The organism is Pseudomonas sp. yb_9, from assembly GCF_043103635.1.
Lineage (GTDB): Bacteria > Pseudomonadota > Gammaproteobacteria > Pseudomonadales > Pseudomonadaceae > Aquipseudomonas > Aquipseudomonas monteilii.
In genome coordinates, this window is the sequence record NZ_JBICKA010000067.1 from 1 (window position 1) to 19,277 (window position 19,277).

The window sequence follows — 19,277 nt, forward strand, 5'->3', positions numbered from 1 at the left end:
CTTTATCGGGACTGGTTGCCTTCGAGTCATGAAGAACTGCGGGATCATCCGTTGTTCTTTCAGTACCTGAGTGTGTATCCGGAAACGCCGCTGGAGCAGTGGGAGACGGATGTTTATGTGCCGTTGAAGTAAGCATGGTCATGGGTAGCGGGCAACGCCAACCATCACAGGGCCAGACGCATCGCAGGCCAAGTTGGTAGATTGTGCCCAGTCCCCAAATCCCCCGGCGTCGGGCAACCACGCCGGGTATCAGATACGTGTCTCAGAGGGCTCAAGAATCAGCTCAAATTCAATGTGCGGAACCGTTCCGGCCGTTCAGCGTTTTGCCGATGATGGATTGGGCCTATTCTTCCTGAAGATCTTTAACTACATGGCTTCCATAGCAACCATTCCGCCCTAGTACCATTTTTGTACTATCTGTTCTACCCCAACCCAGACCTTGCACAGACATACACTGTGTATACACACAGCAATCAAAGTAAGCCCTAATCATTTACCGATGCGGGCCGATAACTGACGCGGGGCCACACCTGACCCGAGAACACGAGACGATTATCACCTGCTTGTGTGACCGGATCGCTCAGCGCACTCGCGACAGCCGCCGACCGAGGCGAACTTTGAAAGGAAGGCGATGAAGGTCAGGATTGCATTCGGGTTACCTTATGATTGTCAATATACAATGCATCTCGATTTTCCATAATGCATCTCTCCCCAAATCTGGACGGATAGCTTCCTAGAATGCAAGATCATCGCCCTTGAAAGGAAACATCTTTGTTAATCTCCACCATCTTCATCTCTACCATTTTACCGTTAGAGACGCATCCAATAAGATACTTAGAGTTCACACTCCCAAGCAAATAGCAATCGGATTTTAAATCTGACGTCTTTGGCAGAGCAGTCTGCGCAGTTAATACCTCATAGCCCCATAACTTACCTAGATAATTTGGGGTTAGATAGAGCGAGATTAATCCTCCAAGCAGAGCCAACACCAAAACCATCCGAGTCAAACCGGCGCTGACATAGACATAGCCAGCGCACGCCAACAAACACCCTGAGGAGAGGAACAACAGACCACTTATAAAATCAGCCGTACTGAATGTTGTAAACCAATCGTCACCCCAACCAGTTTTTGGTGGAAACACGAAAAAACACACCACTAAACCAGCAATCCAAAAGGATAAAATTTTCAACCACACCCATCCACGGGTATAAAAAATATACGCCCCTGCCAAAGTTACAACGCCCACCATTACCAACGAATAACTTCCCACTCGCAAAATATCTTGCGACGTCAGAAACTCTACAACCCACCCCCCTCCGATCGCCTTATACATTGCAAGAGCCTTAACATAGCCTGCAACATAAGCAAACAAAGACAATCCAACAACTGCCCCGCCAAGCTTTGTTAAACCGTCAAAGAAATCATTTGTTGACACGGTATCGGATAGTAATTTATTCATTCTCTCCTGCCTCAATGAGTGCCAACCAGCAGCCGGCACTCGTAACACTTATTGATTCCCAAGCCATTCAACACCAAAAACTTTATATCTCTTCAGTTCTCCACGCCCCGTCAGAACCCTAGAAGCATGCAAAGCGATTTTACCATCTAACCCCCTATTCCTGTCATGACTGGACCTTGTAAGGAGTGCTTTTTCATCTGCACTCACATCCTCATCAAGATCGAACGGCACAGTCTTATCTAGCTCGTCAACAAACACCCTTCCATACCCACTAAGGATATTGTATTTTGTTACATTGCCAATAATCCCATCCTCTGGATCTTCCTCGTCCAAAATATTGACATAAGCCATAGTTGCTTGGTTCAACCGGACTATTTCGCCGACCTTGGGCCTGGAAATTGAGATCTCCATGTTAGCAGAATTTTCAATCGGACGGTGTAAGGAGGCCATGGGGCTTTCCAAGGCTATCCCAATCTCTCCGATTAAGGGTTCAACTCTATCTTCAAGCCTTTTTACGAATGGCGTCTGGGGGCGGTGCTGTTGCCCTACCGCTTCGGACCATGTCCACTTAACAAAGTCCCAAAACGCAGCTGCTATAACACTCCCGCCAATAGCCTGCACAACCGGATCACTAAATACAATTGTGACTAGCTCTTCAAAGCTTCCCTTGCGCGGCGGGTGTAAATACACCTTGGCTCCTTTCACCCTTTCTGCGCGCTTACGTATTTGCCCATCATTTACAAATGCATGAGTGGTGATAGATAAGGCCCGCGCCAGCCCTTGGGTAGATACACTTGCATCGTAAATATCAAGCAGACCCTGGTCTGCTGATCCGCCAGTATATGATATTTTAAAGTTTAATTCTTTCACGTTAATTCTCTTCTCCATGAGCCAGTGCCCACATGATGGCGATGGGCTACTTCCAATTAAGCCTCAATTCTGGAATTTTCCCAAGCCCCCTGTGATCAGCGAGCAAGAACTCGCCAGAGCTGATCTATCGGGGTCGTATAGGATTGGCTAATCATATCTCGGCGCATCCCCCACCCCGCGGGCGCGCGCGAGGCTAGCTACCTGCCTCATCACCCGCCCATACTTGTCATTGATCTCATCCAGTACTGCCATCAGCCGGCCACAAGACTCCGGCTGCTTAACGAGCCAGGGCAGCAGGGCTTGGGCGCCTTTTTGCATGCCCGCATTGGCGCAACGAATGGGCAAAATAGCAGCCGTCCGGCCGGGCCAGCTCGCTGCATCCTAATATTCCTCCCAGCCGAATTCCCAGTCACCCTTCGTGGGTGGCCATCTATGATCGGTGGCTATCGATCCCCCCTCTAAATCGGCTTAATCGGAAAGGTAGAAATGCCTAAATACCTTCCCTTGAAGTTACAGCCCTCGACCTAGAGCGGCCGATGACGGCAGAGGCGCACGCATACCTATTGCCTAAAGCGAAGCGAGTAAGCTAGTCTTCAAAATGCCAGCATGCTGGTAAAGGGACTTGTCGAGTTGATGTCTTTAGCATCAGTACCAATGCGCACTTCAAATCCTCGCGGGCGCCGACGAGAGTATTTTCCTCCAGAAGGTGCGTATCCGGACCACTTGGTGCCTGTTTCAAACTAGGCCATAGATCAATGTCAAAATCAGCTCCTCTCGCCACACTGCTAAAAAACCGTGGTGCACTTCTGCAAATTCTGGTCGCCACAGTTTTCCTCGCAGTGGGCGTAAATTTGCTTTCTTCGGCGATCGAAGGATCGCTATCAGGAAGTTCTGCGCTATGGAAGTTATCACTTCTGCTTTTGACAATAAGCTTGATCGTGATAGTGAAGCAGACAATTCCATCGCGTCACGTTTATCGAGAAATGAAGGGCTTTTTAATCATCCACTCAAAAACCAAGGAACTCATAAAAGTACCCCGATATCATTACAGCGAAGTCCTGAGATCTTTTTTTGTAGCCCTTTTTGCTGAAAACACTGCTCCTAAGCGCTTGTGGGAATCAGATTCTGTTGAAAATGCGTTTAAAGAAATACATGCAGGCGGAAAGCGAATCAGAGAAACCGAAGCAGGCAAACTAATTGTTGAAGCAACAGAGTATTATATACTAGAGGAGCTTTCGACTCATTTGACAGACTACTTCGGTCAATCCGAACTTGAGTCAAAGCGGCTACAGGAACTGTCTAGGGAGGATATTCCCGATATTGTCTTTAACAATAGATTTTTAGATACATTTTCACGACCTATGCGAGAGCGGGCTGCTTTTGTCGGCGAGCCGAACACCCCCCTCAATTTTCAGCCAATTATGTTTTCCGGACCTGGCGGGATTCGCTACTCGAGATTTGACCTAACATTGCCGCTAGGTGCGAATGTGCAGCGGCTCGCACCAGGCTCGATTTCGATTGAAACTCCAAAATTCAAGCTAAAAATCGTCATTGACTTTAAAGGTTTCTCAGCCAGCATTCCATTTGATTTTTCAAGTTTGTATCTTGATGGGCTCAAGCGCTCGGACAATAGACCGTATGAGATAAAGCTCTCAACGAGCGTCGAATTCAAATACTGGTCACTTCTATCTCGATCTGGCTGGGAATACCACGCGTGGCTTGATTCGTTTTTGGCAAAGCTTGAGAGTAAATTCGCTGGTGATGAGTTCTTCAAAAAAATAAATTGGGAAACTGCATCTACAGTCGCACGCTTGGTGCACCAAAGGATGCATCCAGTCGATATTACTTCTAGCGAAAGCCTACGTACCTCCAACACAGAAGACTAATTAGAGCGAGAGTCGAAAGTGGCGCTTAGAGGGTAGACGGTCTGCTTAGGGGTGATTTGAGCTGTTGTCGCACCGGCTGCTCATTGGGTGTCTGCACACTACCTAATAAATCACCTCAACAAGCGCTGCGAGTCGAAAGCGGCCCCTACTGACAGATGGATCGACCAAGGGCCGTGACAGGCGTAGGGGTGATCATGGCCGCCTCATATCGATCAACGTATTCAATGCACTGAGCACGTCCGCTGCAACCGACTCTTTAAGGCGAAGCACAAGTGATGGTCAACTCTGCGCATATCCCAAGCAACTACTCCACCCGGGCGCCTAGGATAACGGGGGCCGGATAATCCGCTCCAACCAACTCCATCCTAAATATCGATCGCCACGCCCCCTCAGATGGGTGTAACGCCGCAGCGAATTCCAGTCCGATCTCCTGCTCGGGGTTCTTCATGTCCCGCACTTTCACCGCCTGGCGATGCTCATCCAGATCCTCCCATATGATGCGAGCGATCTCGTCCATACGTCGCGTAGAAAAGATGGCAAACGCCACGATTTTCAGCATGTGAATGACTCCCGGACGCAGTGCAAGCATCTCAAAGAAGTGCTCGAGCACCTTGTCGAGATCTTCGAGCGTTGGCCTGCGATCCCACCCCCGGCTTTTCATGTTGTAGCCGAGGCGCTTCAGGACAAGGCGCGCGTCAGCCATAGCTTGGGGGATGATCTCGTACCCCGACGTTGCCCTGGCCAACGACAATACTGACCCCAGGTGAGCCAGATCATTGCCGGCTTTCTACGGCTTGATGCCACCGCCTTAAGAGCTCATATGCCATAGGGCATAGTCCACCAGCACCAGCAAATTCCGCGTCTGTCTCTGCCAACTCAGTCTCTCGTCGCCTCCCTCAGCCTTGAGCAGCCTGCTCACGGGCGAACGTCCGGTCTTCTTGGTAGACTAGGACACCCTTTTTCTTGAGGCCGGATCTAAACGGTATAGCTAACCGTTCCATCGGCCTTTTTCCTTGCTCTAATCGTTGCCATGATTTCCGGTGGTACAAGCGTGGCTGGCATTGGTACATCGCACCACCGCCACACCAAAAACCCCCGAAAAATGGTACAAAATGCGTAGACCAGAATGCCCCTAGAATCAGCATCAAAGCCACAAACCACGCGCCCTGAGCCCTCTCGCCGCTTCAGCGTTGCACCCATGATGGACTGGACAGACCGCCACTGCCGCTTCTTCCTGCGCCTGCTCTCCAGCCAAACCCTGCTCTACACCGAAATGGTCACCACCGGCGCCCTGCTCCACAACGACGCCCACCGTTTCCTGCGCCACGATGTCTCCGAGCACCCGCTGGCCCTGCAACTGGGCGGTAGTGTGCCCGCCGACCTGGCTGCCTGCGCGCGCCTGGCCGAGGAGGCCGGCTACGACGAGGTCAACCTCAACGTCGGCTGCCCGAGCGACCGGGTGCAAAACAACATGATCGGCGCTTGCCTGATGGCGCACCCGGCGCTGGTGGCCGATTGCGTGAAGGCCATGCGTGATGCGGTGTCGACGCCGGTGACGGTCAAGCACCGCATTGGCATCAATGGCCGCGACAGCTACGCCGAACTGTGCGACTTCGTCGGCCAGGTGCGCGAGGCCGGCTGCCGGAGTTTTACCGTGCATGCGCGTATCGCGATTCTGGAGGGGCTGTCGCCGAAGGAGAACCGCGAAATCCCGCCGCTGCGCTATGACGTGGCAGCGCAGTTGAAGGCCGACTTCCCGGACCTGGAGATCGTGCTCAACGGCGGGATCAAGACCCTGGCCGAATGCCAGGCGCACCTTGAAACCTTCGACGGCGTGATGCTGGGGCGTGAGGCGTATCACAACCCTTACCTGCTGGCCGAGGTGGACCAGCACCTGTTTGGCAGCGCGGCGCCGGTGGTCAGCCGTACCGAGGCGCTGGCACAGCTGCGGCCTTACATCGTGGCGCATATGGCAAGTGGTGGCGCGATGCATCACGTTACCCGGCACATTCTGGGGTTGGCCCAGGGGTTCAAGGGCGCACGGCGCTTCCGCCAATTGCTGTCGGCGGATATTCACAAGGCCGCTGAGCCGTTGGCGGTGTTTGATCAGGCAGTGGAGTTGTTGCAGGGGCGGTGACAACGCAGGATTGGGAACCTCCGGCCGGCTTGCGACTCGAATCTTCACCTTTCGCACCGCCCTTCGCGGGCAAGCCTGCTGCAACCGCTTGCCTGCATGGTTTCGACGGCCCTTGAGCGGCCGTCGGGGCTCGGGTAATGTCGAGTCATTGCACAGGACAGAGCACGCCCATGACCTCCAAGCTGGAACAACTCAAGCAGTTCACCACCGTGGTCGCCGACACCGGGGACCTGGATGCCATCACCCGCCTGAAGCCGGTCGATGCCACCACCAACCCGTCGCTACTGCTCAAGGCCGCCGCCATCCCGGGCTACGCCGATCTGCTCACGCAGGTGAAGGCCGATGCCAAGGGCAATGTCGACCTGGCTTGCGACAAGTTCGCAGTGGCCGTGGGCTCGGGCATTCTCAAGGTCATCCCGGGGCGTATCTCCACTGAAGTGGATGCGCGCCTGTCGTTCGATGAGCCGGCCCTGCTGGCCAAGGCGCGCAAGCTGATCGAGCTGTACGAAGCGGCCGGCGTTGGCCGTGAGCGTGTGCTGATCAAGCTGGCCTCCACCTGGGAAGGCATTCGCGCCGCCGAAAAGCTGGAGAAGGAAGGCATCCAGACCAACCTCACCCTGCTGTTCTCCTTCGCCCAGGCACAAGCCTGCGCCGATGCCGGGGTGTTCCTGATTTCACCGTTCGTGGGCCGCATCTACGACTGGTACAAGAAGAGCACCGGCAAGGAATACGTCGGCGCCGAGGACCCGGGCGTGCAGTCGGTCACGCGGATCTACAACTACTACAAGGCCAATGGCTACAACACCGTGGTCATGGGCGCCAGCTTCCGCAACATCGGCCAGATCGAACAGCTGGCTGGCTGCGACCGCCTGACCATCAGCCCGGAGCTGTTGCAGCAGCTGAGCGATGACCAGGGCGAGCTGCCGCAGGTGCTGAAACCGGGCAATGGCGGTGAGGCGAAGCAGCAGCTGAATGAAAGCCAGTTCCGCTGGGCGATGAACGAAGATGCCATGGGCACCGAGAAGCTGGCCGAGGGTATCCGCCAATTTGCGCGGGACCAGGAAAAACTGGAGAAGTTGATGGCTGAGAAGGCCTGATACAGTTCGGGTTTGCCTGACGGGCGGGAAGTGTTCAGCATTTTCCGCCCGTTTTGTTTCCCCTGGCATTAGATGTGTATTGAATTCCAGGGCCTCTTCGCGGCGGTTCGGCGCGAAGAGGCCCGATAAGCCACCTGAGCTGTCGATGACCTCCTCTACCCCCTTGCCCCTCGTACTCACCGGCCCGGTACTGCGCCGCCTGGAGCCCCAGCGCCTAGCCATCTGGCTGGTCGCCACCCAACCGCTGCAACCCGATTTCATCTGCCCCGCAGGCGAGGCCCAGGTCGATTGCCAGGTTATCCCGGTCGGCCAGCACGCCTTCATCCACCTGCTGGACATCCACTTCAACCACCCTCTGCCCTGCAACCAGCTGCTTGACTACGACCTGCTCATCAACGGCCAGGGCATCGCGGGCTGGGCACCGCACCTGCTCTACCCCGGCACCCAGCGCCCAAGCCTGGTGCTGCGCGATCGCCTCAATCACTTGCTGCACGGTTCCTGCCGCAAGCCGCACCACCCTGCTGCCGATGGCCTGCTGTGCGCCGACCGCCTGCTGCAAACCTGCAAGCAACCTGAAGACCGCCCGGCCGTGCTGCTGATGACCGGCGACCAGGTGTACGCCGACGATGTCGCCGGCCCCATGCTGCGCGCCATCCATAGCCTGATCGCGCGCCTGGGCCTGTTCGACGAGCAACTGGAGGGTGCGGTGGTGCCTGATAGCCAGGCGCTGTACCAGCACCCGGCCAGCTACTACCACCGCGCCGACCTGCTGCCGGCGCAGGAACACAACGACACCCTGCGCAAGCGTTTTTTCGGCGGCAAGCGCAAGCCGATTTTCTCGTCCAGCAACGCCGACAACCACCTGGTGACCTTCGCCGAGGTCATGGCCATGTACCTGCTGGTGTGGTCACCGGTGCCTTGGCAACTGGTGAACCTGGACATGCCCACCGGCCTTACCGACCAGCGCCAGGCCCGTTACCGGCAAGAGCTGCCACTGATCCAGGCGTTTGCCGACAACCTCGGCCAGGTCGCGCGGGTGATGGCCCACCTGCCCTGCCTGATGATTTTCGACGACCACGACATCACCGACGACTGGAACCTCTCTGCACAGTGGGAAGAAACCGCCTACGGCCATCCGTTCTCGCGGCGCATCATCGGCAACGCCCTGCTCGGCTACCTGCTGTGCCAGGCCTGGGGTAACAACCCGGACGGCTGCAAGCCACTGACCGAGCAATGCCAGGCGCTGACCGGCCAACGCCAGGATGAGCTGATCGGCGCGCTGTTGCGCTTCCAGGGCTGGCAATTCAGCCTGCCCACAAACCCGCCCCTGCTGGTGCTGGACACCCGCACCCGCCGCTGGCGCAGTGAAAGCAGTTTGGCCAAACCGTCCGGCCTGCTCGATTGGGAGGCGCTGAGCGAGCTGCAGCAAGCACTGCTCGACCACCCGTCAGCGGTCATCGTGTCACCAGCGCCGATTTTTGGCGTGAAGCTGATCGAGACGGTGCAAAAGGTATTCAGCTGGCTGGGCTATCCACTCTTGGTCGATGCCGAAAACTGGATGGCCCACCGGGGGGCGGCGCAGGTCATCCTCAACATCTTCCGCCACTCCCGTACACCGGGGCACTACGTGGTGCTGTCCGGGGATGTGCACTACTCGTTCGTCTATGAAGTGCTGATCCGCCACCGCCAGCGCAGCCCTCACTTGTGGCAGGTGACCAGCAGCGGGATTAAGAACGAGTTCCCCCGGCGTTTGCTGGATGTGCTCGACCGGCTCAACCGCTGGCTATATTCGCCACGCTCGCCGTTGAACTGGTTCACCAGGCGCCGGCAGATGGAAGTGGTACCGCGCACGCCCAGCCACAGCAAGGCTGGAGAGCGGCTGTGGAATGGCGCGGGGTTGGGGCAGGTGTTCTTCGACGAACAGGGGCGGCCAGTGCGGGTATTTCAGCTGGATGCCGACGGCGCTGAAGCGACCGAGTTTGTTGCCGGGCGCTAGCCTGGCAACAGGTCAGCTTCGCTCCAGCGCACTGACCAGATCATGGAACGCTTCGCGGTTGGAGTCGTTCAGGCCCATGAGGATCTTGTGCGCCTCTAGCACCTTGGAGCGCACCACATCTTCGTTCTGGTCCTGCGATGGCAGGTCGGTCAGGCATTCCGGGCACGGAATGGGGCGATCGACAATGTTGAACACCTGATCGAAGCCCATCGACTGCAGCAACCGGGAAATGTCCGGGTGGGTGGTAACCACGGTCGGCAGCAGGCCCACCTTCTGCCGCGACAGGATCGACAGCTTGGCCAACAGGCCCAGGGTGGTGCTATCGATGCTTTCGGTTTCAGTCAGGTCGATGACAATCGCCGAGAAGTTCAACGCCGTGAAAATCTTCTCGATCGTCGCATCCAGCGCCGAACACAGGGTCAGGCGCACTTCACCGACAAATTTCAGTACGAAGGTACCACTCTGCTCGGCGAACTGGATTCTACCGGTACTCATTGAAGGTTCCTGCTCAACACCAATAGGGCGATATCATCCGGCATCTCCCCAAGCGTAGCCAATCCAAATCGTTGACGCAGCCCATCCAGGCTGCCACCTGCTGCCTTGACGATCTCCGGCAAGGCGGTTTCTTTATCTTTGAGCGTGTCACCCGGCAAAAGGTCCAGAATGCCATCGGACATCAGGCTGAGGCTGAACTGCGGTGGCAGCTCGACTACCAGGTCCTGGTAGGTGGCCTCTTCGAACAGCCCCACCGGCAGGCCACGGCCTTCCAGGTAGCGGGCATGATCGGGGGTGTACAGCACCGGCAGCGGCAAATGGCCGCCAACGGCGTAGGTCAGCAGACCGGACTCTTCGTCGATCACACCGCCGACCATGGTGACGTGCTTGCCCAGCTTGCTGTTGATCAGGCCGCGGTTGATATGGCTCAGCACTTCCGACGGCTTGAACTCGCGCATCTTGCTGCGCTTGAGCTCGAACATGAGCCGCGTGGTCATGAATTTCAACAGCACGGTGACAAAGGCCGACGACGCGCCATGCCCGGAAACATCGGCGAGGTAGAAGGCAATGCGCCGCTCGTCCACGCGGAAGTAATCGACAAAATCACCCGACAGGTACAGCGACGGAATGATCTGGTGCGCGAAAGCGAACTCGCCGGCTGCCCAGGGGCTTTCCGGCAGCATGTTCATCTGCACCTGGCGACCGGCGGTCTGGTCCTCCTGCAGCAGGTGCAGGCTGGCTTCAAGTTCGCGGTTGGCGGCTTCGAGCTTGTCGCGGTAGCGCTGATTTTCCAGCACCAGGCGCGAACGGTCGAGGGCGCGGCGCACCGAATGCTCGAGTACGGCCAGGTCTTCCAGCGGCTTGATCAGGTAGTCGGCGGCGCCCAGGCGCAACGCTTCCACCGCATCACTCATGACGCCGGCACCCGACACCACGATCACCGGCAACTGCGGCGCGCGCTCGCTGACCTGGCGGATCAGTTCGAGGCCGCCCATCTGCGGCATGCGCAGATCGCAGATCACGAGGTCGGGCTGGTGTTCTTCGAAGACCTGAAGCCCCTGCTGGCCATTACCGGCCTGGAGGACGCTGAAGCCACTGTCTTCAAGATAGGCGGCGAGGCTCGCACGGACCACGTCGTCGTCATCGATGATCAGCAGCGTTGCACTGGTTTTCTGCATGTGGGCGAACGGCGCCGATTTAGGTTGGTGCAGCGGTGTCGGCAAGGCAGACGGCCAGCTACGGGAATTCTTTATGGTCACACTCTACTTGAGTTGTAGGACAAGAACACCTGCCCGGCAACTCTCCGGCAACTGTGAGCGCTACCTTGTAAGGCGCAGACGGTACTCCCATCCGGCAGGGGTTTCAAGCATGCAAGGGTCGACCTCGCCGCTCTTTACAGGGCAAATCACCGGGAGTTATAAGAAAGTCGACCAGCGCAACCCGATGGGAAGGATGCAGCATGCCCCACACGCCCTCCAGCCACAGCGAGAAACGCGACTTTATCCGGATGCGCATCGACACCGAGGTGAGCCTGTTGCATGAAGGCCAGGTGATTGCGGCGGTGTGCCTGGACCTCTCCAGCGGCGGCATGCAGGTGCAGGCACCGCAGCGCTTTCTGGTGGGGGATCATATCGAGGTGCGGATCGACTCGGACCACCCGGCGCTGAAAGGGCTGCATGCCAGTACCGAAGTGGTATGGATTGCCGATCAGCCGGGCGGGCAGCAGAAGTTCGGGCTGCGGATTCTGGCGATGCACTGAACCTGGGGCCGCGTTGCAGCCCCAGGCCTACGGATCAGAAGTCGTCTTCGACTTCGCCGTCCTTCACCTTGAACTCGCGGTTCTGCAGGTAGGCGTTGCGAATGAAGATGTACTTGTCACCCTGAATCAGCTTCTCGGCCGACAGCAGGTCGGCACGGGTGTCGATCACGTCCAGGGCGAAGATCGAGTTACGCGTCGGCACATGGTCTATGTAGCGGTAGGGTTTGGTGTAGGTGTCCGGGTACTTGGCTACGCCGTCACGTACGGTGCTCGGCCCCAGCAGCGGGATGACAACGTACGGGCCGCTCGGCACGCCCCAATAACCCAAGGTCTGGCCAAAGTCCTCGTCATTACGTTGCAGGCCCATCTTGGTGCCCACATCGAAGAAGCCGCCCAGGCCGAACGTGGTGTTGACGATCAGCCGCGCAGTGTCCACGCCCGCTGCATGGGGCTTGAGCTGCAGCAGGTCGTTGGCCAAGTTGGTCACGTCGCCCAGGTTACGGAAGATGTTGTGGATGCCATCTTCAAGGAACTGCGGGGTGACCGCCTGGTAGCCCTTGGCCAATGGCTTCAGGGCATAGGTGTCGAGGGTATCGTTGAAACGGAAGATCGGGCGGTTGACCGCTTCCCAGGGATCTTCCTCGGTGGCGGCCTGGGTGGCTGCCACGGGCGCCAGCAGCAAGCTGGCGCAGACACAGGCCTGGGTGACTCGTTCGATCACACTGGCACCGATCCTACGCATAGATGTCTCTCCATCGAATTTCTCGGCCGCACGCGCAACGGGGCGCGCTGCTGGTAAGGCGGCAGTATAGAGGCTTGCGGCCTGATAAACAGCTTTACACATTTTTGCTCAATATTTTGTGAACAACTGTTGCGCGGGCGAGCCTGTCACAGGCCGGTAACAATCAGCGAATAGCCTGCGGACTATTTGGGGGACGTTGCCATGGACGCTGCACCCGCCTTCACTGCTGTGCTGTTCGGCTTGCGCGGCTGCCTGGTGCAGGCTGCCAATGGCGGCGCCCCCTCACCCGCCCCCGGCGCACTGGCCACCCTTGCCAGCCTGCGTCATCGCCAGGTGCCGTGCATCTGGCTGGATGACCTCACCGCCGCCCACAGCAAACGCCTGGCCCATGTGCTGCCCGACTGGCTGCCAGGGCACCTGGTCAACGGCGTCCGCTGGCCAGCGCCCAACGCCTGCTGGCAGGCCTTGATGAGCCTGGACAGCGAACGCCTGGACGGCTGCGTGCTGGTCAGCGGCGACCCGCGCCTGCTGCAGTCGGGCCTTAATGCGGGCTTGTGGACGGTAGGACTGGCCGCCTGCAGCCCGCTCTGCGACCGCAGCTCGCAGCACTGGCAAGCCATGAGCACACAGGAACAGGACCTGGCCCGCGGCAAGGCGACCCTGGAGCTGTTCAGCCTGGGCGTGCATTCGGTGATCGACCACCTCGAAGCGCTGGATACCTGCCTGCAGGACATCGCGCAGCGCCGGCGCAAAGGTGAAAAACCCTGATACAGCACCTTTGACACGGATCATGCAAAGCGGCGGCAGCTGGATTACGCTGAAGACAGGCCAGAACCTTTGCCGCTTCGCTGAGGTCCATGGTTTGCCAAGCCATTGATGGAGAACTACCAATGCCTGCCCGCGAATTGCAAGAGCGCCTGAACAGCTTGCGCGAGCAACTGGACCGCAACGTACCGCTTTCGGAAGACGAGCTGGCCGCGTTGCACGAAGAAGCGCGCCAGATCGAGGCGCAACTGAAACTTGAGGAAGCCACGCCGGACAACAATCTGGTGGATGGCGTGAACCTGGCGATCGAACGCTTCGAGGCCGACCACCCCGACCTCACCGCCACCCTGCGCAGCATTGCCAACTCGCTGCACAGCATGGGGATCTGAAATAGCCGGGGGCCGCTTGGCGGCCCCCATACCTTACTGCCGAACCAGCCGCGTGTTCTGCGGGCTGATCGCCCCGGTGCTGCGGTAAGGGTTGATGTCCAGCCCACCCCGGCGCACATAGCGCGCATACACCGTCAGGTGCTCCGGCTGCAGCAGGTTCTTCAAGTCCAGGTAAATGCGTTCCACGCACTGCTCGTGGAAGTCGGCATGCTGGCGGAAGCTGATCAGGTAGGTCAGCAGGCTGGCGTGGTCCAGCGCCCTGCCCTTGTACTCGACCACCACGCTGCCCCAGTCCGGCTGGCCGGTAACCGGGCAGTTGGACTTCAGCAGGTGGCTGTGCAAGATTTCTTCCACCACCCGCTCCGGGTCGCAGCGTAGCAGTTCTGGTTGCGGCTGCTCGTAGTTGCTGATGGCCACATCCAGCGCATCGATGCACAGCCCCGGCAAAGCCACCACACCCTGGGCCTCGACCTCGGCCAAGGTCCGCACCTTCACGCCCACCGGCTTGCCAGCGGCAGCGGACAGGTCTTTCTCCAGGCACGCCTGCAACTCGCCCAGCGAGGCGAACACCGTCTGGTTCAGCGAGTTGAGGTACAGCTTGAACGACTTGGATTCGATGATGTTCGGCGAATCAGCCGGAATGGCGAACTCGCCGATCGCCACCACAGGCTTGCCCGACGGCAGCAGCCAGCTCAGCTCAAAACAGTTCCAGTAATCCACGCCCTGCCAGGGCAGGGTCTGCGCGGTGACGCCCAGCTCGGCCCACTTGGCAGTACGCGGGATCGGGAACAGCTGCTCCGGGGAGTAGGTGGCAATGTATTCGCTGGATTTGCCCAGCGGGGAGTGTTCGGCAGCGGGATGCATGGAAACTGACCTAGAGGTTCGAAATTGCCCCTAGTTTACCGGTTTTGCACCCCGCCTTGCAGGGCAAGTCACTCGATGGTCAAGGCCCCGACCATACCGGCCTGGTAATGCCCTGGTACGTTGCAGGCAAACTCGATGGGCGCCGACTGGCGGAAGGTCCAGGTCAGCTCGGCGCGCTGGCCGGGCATTACCAGCACGGTATTGCCCCCACCGTGACCATGGCCGCCACCGTGATCCATCATCTGGCCGTGGTCCATGCCTTCATGGTTCATGGCCTGGGTGAACATCTTGCCTTGCATGGCGACCATCTCTTTCTGGTGCTCGGCATGCATGGCCTTGTCACCCAGGTTGAACTCGTGCGGCAGCTTGCCCTCGTTGACCAGCACGAAGCGCACCGTCTCACCGGCTTTTACCTGCAGGCTCTTGGGCTCGAAGGCAATGTCTTTGAGCACCACCTCCACCGTGCGGGTGGCTTTGGCCGCCGGGGCCGGCTCGCCGAAGGCGAAGGTTTGCGCCTCGCCAGAAAAGGCCGGCAGGCTGACCAAGGCAAGGGTGGCGGCAATGAACAGGTGTTTCATGATGACTCCGGGCATGCGCAACAGTATGAGGCCACCTTAGTCAGGGACGGCTGGCAGCAACCTGACAGGGAGATTACAACTTTGTCAGCTTGAGTGACGGCCGGGATAGTCACGTATCATTTCAAGCATCACCCGGCCCTTGCTGGAGGCAAGCTACCCAATGAAATTGCTGATCGTCGAAGACCAGGCCCGCACCGGCCAGTACCTGAGCCAGGGCCTGAGCGAAGCCGGCTTCGCCACCGAACTGGCCACCGATGGCGAAACCGGCCAGTTTCTGGCGCTGACCGGTGACCATGACCTGCTGATCCTCGACGTGATGCTGCCCGGCCGGGATGGCTGGCAAATCCTGCAAGCGGTGCGCCAGGCCGGCCTCGACACGCCGGTACTGTTCCTCACCGCACGCGACGCCGTCGAAGACCGGGTGCACGGCCTGGAGCTGGGCGCCGACGATTACCTGGTCAAGCCCTTTGCCTTTTCCGAGCTGCTGGCCCGGGTGCGCACCCTGCTGCGCCGTGGCACCAACCCCGGCCAGGACACCACCCTGAGCCTGGCCGACCTGCGCCTGGACCTGATCCGCCGCCGCGCCGAGCGCGCCGGCCAGCGCATCGACCTGACCGCCAAGGAATTCGCCCTGCTCGAACTGTTGATGCGCCGCCAGGGCGAGGTGCTGCCAAAATCGCTGATTGCCTCGCAGGTATGGGACATGAACTTCGACAGCGACACCAACGTGATCGAGGTGGCGATCCGTCGCTTGCGCCTGAAGATTGACGACCCGCACCCCAACAAACTCATCCACACCGTACGCGGCATGGGGTATGTACTCGAAGAGCGTGCAGATTGATGCGCAGGCTTTCCCTCGGCAGCCGTTTGGCCCTGTTGTTCGCCGCCTGCACAGCAGCCGTCTCGCTTGGCGCCGGCCTGTTGTTCAGCAAGGCCAGCGAGCAGCATTTCGTCGAGTTGGACCAACAATTGCTGGACTCGCGCCTGTCGCTGTTCCGCACACAACTGGCCGGCATCAGCACGCCGGAAGATTTACAGGCCCGCCTGCCCGCCCTGCACGATGAGCTGAGCCACCAGGCCGACCTGGCCTTGCGCATCAGCGGCAACGACGGCACCACCTGGTTCGAAAGCCGCACAGGGCTGCCGCAGGCACCACGGCCCGCCGGGCTGGCTACCCTGCACGCGCAAGGCACCGACTACCGCAGCCTGGCCGTGCACCTGGCACAAGGCACAACACCGTCGCCGCAACTCACCCTTTACCTGGACATCACCCACCACCAGCACTTCCTGCAAGGCATGCAACGGTTGATCTGGCTAACCGTCGGCCTGTCGGCACTGGCCACCGCGCTGCTCGGCGCCTGGGCCGCACGCAGTGGGCTACGCCCTTTGCGGCAGATGGGCCAGGTGGCCGCTGGCGTGTCGGCACGCTCGCTCACCACACGCCTGCCGGTGGCGCAGATGCCCGAGGAGCTGGCCGAACTGGCCACCAGCATGAACGCCATGCTGCAGCGCCTGGATGATGCCTTCCAGCGGCTTTCAGCATTCTCTGCCGACATCGCCCACGAGCTACGTACACCGCTATCCAACCTGTTGACCCACACCCAGGTCACCCTCACCCGCCCACGCAGCCTGGAGGAGTACCGCGAAGCACTGCATGGCAACCTGGAAGAGCTGCTGTGGATGGCGCAGATGATCAACGACATGCTGTTCCTCGCCAAGGCCGATCACGGCCTGCTGGTGCCGGGGCAGGCGCCGCTGGCGTTGCATGAAGAAGTGGATGCTCTGCTGGAGTACTACGCGCCACTGGCCGAGGACAGCGGTGTGCAGATGCTGCGCGAGGGTGAGGCCGTGCTGCAGGGCGACCGGCATATGCTGCGGCGAGCGTTGTCCAACTTGCTGGATAACGCCATGCGCTTTACGCCGGCGGGCGGGCAGATAAGGGTGACGCTGGAGCCGGGGCCTACAATCTGCGTGGCCAATACCGGGCAGGCTATCGACCCTGCAGCGTTACCACGGTTGTTCGACCGCTTCTACCGGGTCCACCCGGCGCGACGGGAAGGCAGCAGCGAGCATGCGGGGTTGGGTTTGGCGATTACCCGGTCGATCGTGCAGGCCCATGGCGGGTGCATCCGGGCGGAATGCGAGGATGGGTGGACGCGGTTTTTGATCGAGTTCACTCAGGATCGGTGAAATTGGGGGCTGCTTCGCAGCCCATCGCGACACAAGGCCGCTCCCAGACTCTCAGGTAAACATCAAACCGCCAGGCCAATCGCCGGCTGCACCTGCGATGCCCGATATGCCGGGTAAATGGTCGCCAAAAAGCTCATCACCAACCCCGCCGTGCAGATGATCGCCACATCCCCCCACTGCAACTGCGACGGCAAGCTGCTGACAAAGTACACATCCGACGTAAAGATGTGCTGCCCGCTCACCCGCTCGAGCCATCCAACGATCTGGCTGACATTGAACGCCGCAATCACCCCCAGCACGCCACCAATCAACGTGCCGACAATGCCGATCAGGCTGCCCTGAACCATGAACGTGCCCATGATCTGCGCGGGCGTGGCGCCCAGGGTACGCAGGATGGCAATGTCCGGCCCCTTGTCGTTCACCACCATCACCAGGGTGGCGATGATGTTGAATGCGGCCACCGCGATGATCATCATCAGCAACAGGCCGATCATGGTCTTTTCCATCTTCATGGCGCTGAACAGGCTGCCCTGGGTGTGCGACCAGTCATCGGCGCGGTAGGCATCGCCCAGCCCGGCAGCGATGGCCTTGGACACCTGCGGCGCGGCGTACAGGTCATGCAGTTTCAACCGCACGCCCTGCACCTGGCCCGGCGCCCAGCGCTGCATCTCACCGGCATCCGCCACGTGGATATAAGCCTGCGAACCATCCAGCTCGGCGCCGACCTTGAAAATACCGACCACGGTCAGGCGCTGCATACGCGGGGTAATGCCGCCCGGCTCCTTGCTGATTTCCGGCACGATCAGGGTCAGCTTGTCGCCGGTGTTCAGGCGGAAGCGACGCGCCGTCAGTTCGCCGATGACCACACCGAACTCACCCGGCCGCAGGTCCTGCAAGCGGCCCTGCACGATGTGCTGGCCAACGATAGAGACCTTGCCCTCTTCGGCCGGGTCGATACCGCCCACCTGGATCGGCTGCATCGCCCCCTTGTACGACAGCATGCCTTCCATTTCGGTAATCGGCGCTGCCGCCATCACCGCCGGGTTCTGCAGGGCCGTGTCGGCCACCTTGTGCCAGTCGTCCATCGGCTGCACGCCCAGGATGGCGGCATGCGGCACCAGGCCAAGAATGCGCGCGCTCATTTCACGCTGGAAGCCGTTCATCACCGACAACACCACGATCATCGCCAGCACACCCAGCGACAGGCCGATCATCGAGGTCATCGAAATGAACGAGATGAAGTGGTTGCGACGCTTGGCTCGGGTGTAGCGCGCGCCGATGAAAATGGGCAAGGGTCTGAACATGTACGGAATCACCCAGTGAAAACAGGAAAACGGGGCGGCACCTGCCACCCCGGGCAGTCGATCAGATGGCCACCAGGTGGCCGTCGTCGAGCTTCAATACACGGTCCATCTGCCGCGCCAGGTTGAGGTCGTGGGTCACCACCAAGAACGCCGTGCGCGAAGCGCTGGACAGCTCCTGCATCAGCTCCTGAATGCCCTGGGCGGTATGGTGGTCGAGGTTGCCGGTCGGCTCGTCGAGCATCACCAGGCCAGGGCGGTTGACCAAGGCCCGGGCAATCGCCACACGCTGGCGCTCACCGCCGGACAGCTCGGCCGGCTTGTGGTTCAGGCGATGGCCCAGGCCCACGCGCTTGAGCAGCGCCTCGGCGCGCTCACGGGCCTCGGGGATGGGCGTGCGGCCGATCAGCAGCGGCATGCACACGTTCTCGATGGCGGTAAACTCTGGCAACAGGTGGTGGAACTGGTAGACAAAGCCCAGCTCACGGTTGCGCAGCAGGCCACGGGCGCGCTCGCCCAGCGCCGACAGCTCTTCGCCGGCCAGCCAGACGCTGCCCTGGGTCGGACGGTCGAGGCCGCCCAGCAGGTTGAGCAAGGTACTCTTGCCAGAGCCCGAGCTACCGACGATGGCAATGCGCTCACCGGCATGCAGCTCCAGGTTGAGCCCGGACAGCACCTGCACCGACTCCGGGCCCTCGTCGTAGGACTTGCCCAGGTTGCGGCAACTCAGAACGGCTTTATCACTCAT

Annotated in this window: 20 protein-coding genes and 1 pseudogene; 10 read left to right on the forward strand and 11 right to left on the reverse strand. The window is 59.5% G+C overall.

Annotation, left to right across the window (positions count from 1 at the left end; all coding sequences use genetic code 11):
* The coding region (locus tag ACF8MI_RS18305) for a GyrI-like domain-containing protein (RefSeq protein ID WP_392517714.1) at positions 1-132 on the forward strand (132 nt) is incomplete at its 5' end.
* Positions 133-746: 614 nt separating this feature from the next.
* Here ACF8MI_RS18305 and ACF8MI_RS18310 read toward each other — a convergent pair.
* From ACF8MI_RS18310 to ACF8MI_RS18320, 3 genes and pseudogenes are all read right to left on the reverse strand, one after another.
* Entirely contained in the window at positions 747-1,460 is a 714-nt protein-coding gene (locus ACF8MI_RS18310; RefSeq protein ID WP_200929230.1) for a hypothetical protein, read from the reverse strand.
* A gap of 48 nt (positions 1,461-1,508) precedes the next feature.
* Positions 1,509-2,330, reverse strand: coding sequence for a hypothetical protein (locus ACF8MI_RS18315; RefSeq protein ID WP_200929229.1), 822 nt, complete (start codon positions 2,328-2,330; stop codon positions 1,509-1,511).
* Between the two features lie 95 nt (positions 2,331-2,425).
* A pseudogene (locus ACF8MI_RS18320) lies at positions 2,426-2,503 on the reverse strand (DUF4113 domain-containing protein); the annotation flags it as partial.
* A 582-nt stretch (positions 2,504-3,085) separates the two neighbouring features.
* On the opposite strand from ACF8MI_RS18320, the gene ACF8MI_RS18325 reads away from it, so the two are divergent.
* Positions 3,086-4,216 carry a hypothetical protein gene (locus ACF8MI_RS18325; RefSeq protein ID WP_200929228.1) on the forward strand — a complete coding sequence of 377 codons (1,131 nt, stop codon included), beginning with the start codon at positions 3,086-3,088 and terminating at the stop codon, positions 4,214-4,216.
* Positions 4,217-4,520: 304 nt separating this feature from the next.
* Here ACF8MI_RS18325 and ACF8MI_RS18330 read toward each other — a convergent pair whose 3' ends face one another.
* Positions 4,521-4,919, reverse strand: coding sequence for a hypothetical protein (locus ACF8MI_RS18330; RefSeq protein WP_392517711.1), 399 nt, complete (start codon positions 4,917-4,919; stop codon positions 4,521-4,523).
* Positions 4,920-5,342: 423 nt separating this feature from the next.
* Here ACF8MI_RS18330 and dusA point away from each other — a divergent pair, with 423 nt between their 5' ends.
* The 3 genes from dusA to ACF8MI_RS18345 all read left to right on the forward strand — a co-directional run bounded on the left by dusA (position 5,343) and on the right by ACF8MI_RS18345 (position 9,446).
* Positions 5,343-6,353, forward strand: coding sequence for a tRNA dihydrouridine(20/20a) synthase DusA (gene dusA / locus ACF8MI_RS18335; RefSeq protein WP_182408551.1), 1,011 nt, complete (start codon positions 5,343-5,345; stop codon positions 6,351-6,353).
* Positions 6,354-6,523: 170 nt separating this feature from the next.
* Entirely contained in the window at positions 6,524-7,450 is a 927-nt protein-coding gene (gene tal, locus ACF8MI_RS18340) for a transaldolase (RefSeq protein WP_060500436.1), read from the forward strand.
* A 145-nt stretch (positions 7,451-7,595) separates the two neighbouring features.
* A complete protein-coding gene (locus tag ACF8MI_RS18345) occupies positions 7,596-9,446 on the forward strand; it encodes an alkaline phosphatase D family protein (protein ID WP_200929227.1) in 1,851 nt (616 codons plus the stop codon).
* A gap of 12 nt (positions 9,447-9,458) precedes the next feature.
* Here ACF8MI_RS18345 and rssC read toward each other — a convergent pair whose 3' ends face one another.
* Complete coding sequence (gene rssC / locus ACF8MI_RS18350) at positions 9,459-9,941, reverse strand: anti-sigma factor antagonist RssC (protein WP_200929226.1); 483 nt, start codon at positions 9,939-9,941, stop codon at positions 9,459-9,461.
* The gene (gene rssB, locus ACF8MI_RS18355; protein ID WP_104835474.1) at positions 9,938-11,119 is read right to left on the reverse strand and encodes a two-component system response regulator RssB; all 1,182 of its coding nucleotides are present in this window, start codon (positions 11,117-11,119) and stop codon (positions 9,938-9,940) included. Before rssB ends, rssC begins: the two co-directional genes overlap by 4 nt.
* A gap of 281 nt (positions 11,120-11,400) precedes the next feature.
* On the opposite strand from rssB, the gene ACF8MI_RS18360 reads away from it, so the two are divergent.
* Positions 11,401-11,700, forward strand: a complete 300-nt coding sequence (locus ACF8MI_RS18360) for a PilZ domain-containing protein (protein ID WP_060500429.1) — start codon at positions 11,401-11,403, stop codon at positions 11,698-11,700.
* 34 nt (positions 11,701-11,734) lie between these two features.
* Here ACF8MI_RS18360 and ACF8MI_RS18365 read toward each other — a convergent pair whose 3' ends face one another.
* Positions 11,735-12,442: a VacJ family lipoprotein gene (locus ACF8MI_RS18365; protein ID WP_060500427.1), complete on the reverse strand. Its 708-nt coding sequence runs from the start codon at positions 12,440-12,442 to the stop codon at positions 11,735-11,737.
* A 201-nt stretch (positions 12,443-12,643) separates the two neighbouring features.
* Between ACF8MI_RS18365 and ACF8MI_RS18370 the strand changes: the two genes are divergently transcribed.
* Together ACF8MI_RS18370 and ACF8MI_RS18375 are read left to right on the forward strand one after the other, a co-directional pair.
* The gene (locus tag ACF8MI_RS18370; protein WP_060500425.1) at positions 12,644-13,210 is read left to right on the forward strand and encodes a phosphonoacetaldehyde phosphonohydrolase-related protein; all 567 of its coding nucleotides are present in this window, start codon (positions 12,644-12,646) and stop codon (positions 13,208-13,210) included.
* 122 nt (positions 13,211-13,332) lie between these two features.
* A complete protein-coding gene (locus ACF8MI_RS18375; RefSeq protein WP_019471256.1) occupies positions 13,333-13,596 on the forward strand; it encodes a DUF4404 family protein in 264 nt (87 codons plus the stop codon).
* Between the two features lie 33 nt (positions 13,597-13,629).
* On the opposite strand, the gene queF is transcribed toward ACF8MI_RS18375, so the two are convergent.
* Together queF and ACF8MI_RS18385 are read right to left on the reverse strand one after the other, a co-directional pair.
* Positions 13,630-14,460: an NADPH-dependent 7-cyano-7-deazaguanine reductase QueF gene (gene queF / locus ACF8MI_RS18380; protein ID WP_060500423.1), complete on the reverse strand. Its 831-nt coding sequence runs from the start codon at positions 14,458-14,460 to the stop codon at positions 13,630-13,632.
* 68 nt (positions 14,461-14,528) lie between these two features.
* On the reverse strand, positions 14,529-15,038 hold the full coding sequence (locus ACF8MI_RS18385; RefSeq protein WP_156867268.1) for a plastocyanin/azurin family copper-binding protein: 510 nt from the start codon (positions 15,036-15,038) through the stop codon (positions 14,529-14,531).
* A 160-nt stretch (positions 15,039-15,198) separates the two neighbouring features.
* Between ACF8MI_RS18385 and cinR the strand changes: the two genes are divergently transcribed.
* Together cinR and ACF8MI_RS18395 are read left to right on the forward strand one after the other, a co-directional pair.
* Positions 15,199-15,879, forward strand: coding sequence for a two-component system response regulator CinR (cinR, locus tag ACF8MI_RS18390; protein ID WP_104835237.1), 681 nt, complete (start codon positions 15,199-15,201; stop codon positions 15,877-15,879).
* A complete protein-coding gene (locus ACF8MI_RS18395) occupies positions 15,876-17,228 on the forward strand; it encodes a heavy metal sensor histidine kinase (RefSeq protein WP_156867267.1) in 1,353 nt (450 codons plus the stop codon). The genes cinR and ACF8MI_RS18395 overlap by 4 nt, the downstream gene beginning before the upstream one ends.
* Positions 17,229-17,290: 62 nt before the next feature.
* Here the strand turns inward: ACF8MI_RS18395 and ACF8MI_RS18400 are convergent, their stop codons facing one another.
* Entirely contained in the window at positions 17,291-18,532 is a 1,242-nt protein-coding gene (locus ACF8MI_RS18400; RefSeq protein WP_060500415.1) for a lipoprotein-releasing ABC transporter permease subunit, read from the reverse strand.
* Between the two features lie 61 nt (positions 18,533-18,593).
* Positions 18,594-19,277 carry a lipoprotein-releasing ABC transporter ATP-binding protein LolD gene (lolD, locus tag ACF8MI_RS18405; RefSeq protein ID WP_171577286.1) on the reverse strand — a complete coding sequence of 228 codons (684 nt, stop codon included), beginning with the start codon at positions 19,275-19,277 and terminating at the stop codon, positions 18,594-18,596.

Bases quoted from the DNA above. Each gene is read 5' to 3' on its own strand.
- ACF8MI_RS18365 (WP_060500427.1), bottom strand. From the start codon at position 12,442: ATGCGTAGGATCGGTGCCAGTGTGATCGAACGAGTCACCCAGGCCTGT.
- ACF8MI_RS18385 (WP_156867268.1), bottom strand. From the start codon at position 15,038: ATGAAACACCTGTTCATTGCCGCCACCCTTGCCTTGGTCAGCCTGCCG.
- rssB (WP_104835474.1), bottom strand. From the start codon at position 11,119: ATGCAGAAAACCAGTGCAACGCTGCTGATCATCGATGACGACGACGTG.
- rssC (WP_200929226.1), bottom strand. From the start codon at position 9,941: ATGAGTACCGGTAGAATCCAGTTCGCCGAGCAGAGTGGTACCTTCGTA.
- lolD (WP_171577286.1), bottom strand. From the start codon at position 19,277: ATGAGTGATAAAGCCGTTCTGAGTTGCCGCAACCTGGGCAAGTCCTAC.
- queF (WP_060500423.1), bottom strand. From the start codon at position 14,460: ATGCATCCCGCTGCCGAACACTCCCCGCTGGGCAAATCCAGCGAATAC.
- dusA (WP_182408551.1), top strand. From the start codon at position 5,343: ATGCCCCTAGAATCAGCATCAAAGCCACAAACCACGCGCCCTGAGCCC.
- ACF8MI_RS18325 (WP_200929228.1), top strand. From the start codon at position 3,086: ATGTCAAAATCAGCTCCTCTCGCCACACTGCTAAAAAACCGTGGTGCA.
- ACF8MI_RS18330 (WP_392517711.1), bottom strand. From the start codon at position 4,919: ATGGCTGACGCGCGCCTTGTCCTGAAGCGCCTCGGCTACAACATGAAA.
- ACF8MI_RS18310 (WP_200929230.1), bottom strand. From the start codon at position 1,460: ATGAATAAATTACTATCCGATACCGTGTCAACAAATGATTTCTTTGAC.
- ACF8MI_RS18375 (WP_019471256.1), top strand. From the start codon at position 13,333: ATGCCTGCCCGCGAATTGCAAGAGCGCCTGAACAGCTTGCGCGAGCAA.
- ACF8MI_RS18345 (WP_200929227.1), top strand. From the start codon at position 7,596: ATGACCTCCTCTACCCCCTTGCCCCTCGTACTCACCGGCCCGGTACTG.
- ACF8MI_RS18370 (WP_060500425.1), top strand. From the start codon at position 12,644: ATGGACGCTGCACCCGCCTTCACTGCTGTGCTGTTCGGCTTGCGCGGC.
- ACF8MI_RS18400 (WP_060500415.1), bottom strand. From the start codon at position 18,532: ATGTTCAGACCCTTGCCCATTTTCATCGGCGCGCGCTACACCCGAGCC.
- cinR (WP_104835237.1), top strand. From the start codon at position 15,199: ATGAAATTGCTGATCGTCGAAGACCAGGCCCGCACCGGCCAGTACCTG.
- ACF8MI_RS18360 (WP_060500429.1), top strand. From the start codon at position 11,401: ATGCCCCACACGCCCTCCAGCCACAGCGAGAAACGCGACTTTATCCGG.
- tal (WP_060500436.1), top strand. From the start codon at position 6,524: ATGACCTCCAAGCTGGAACAACTCAAGCAGTTCACCACCGTGGTCGCC.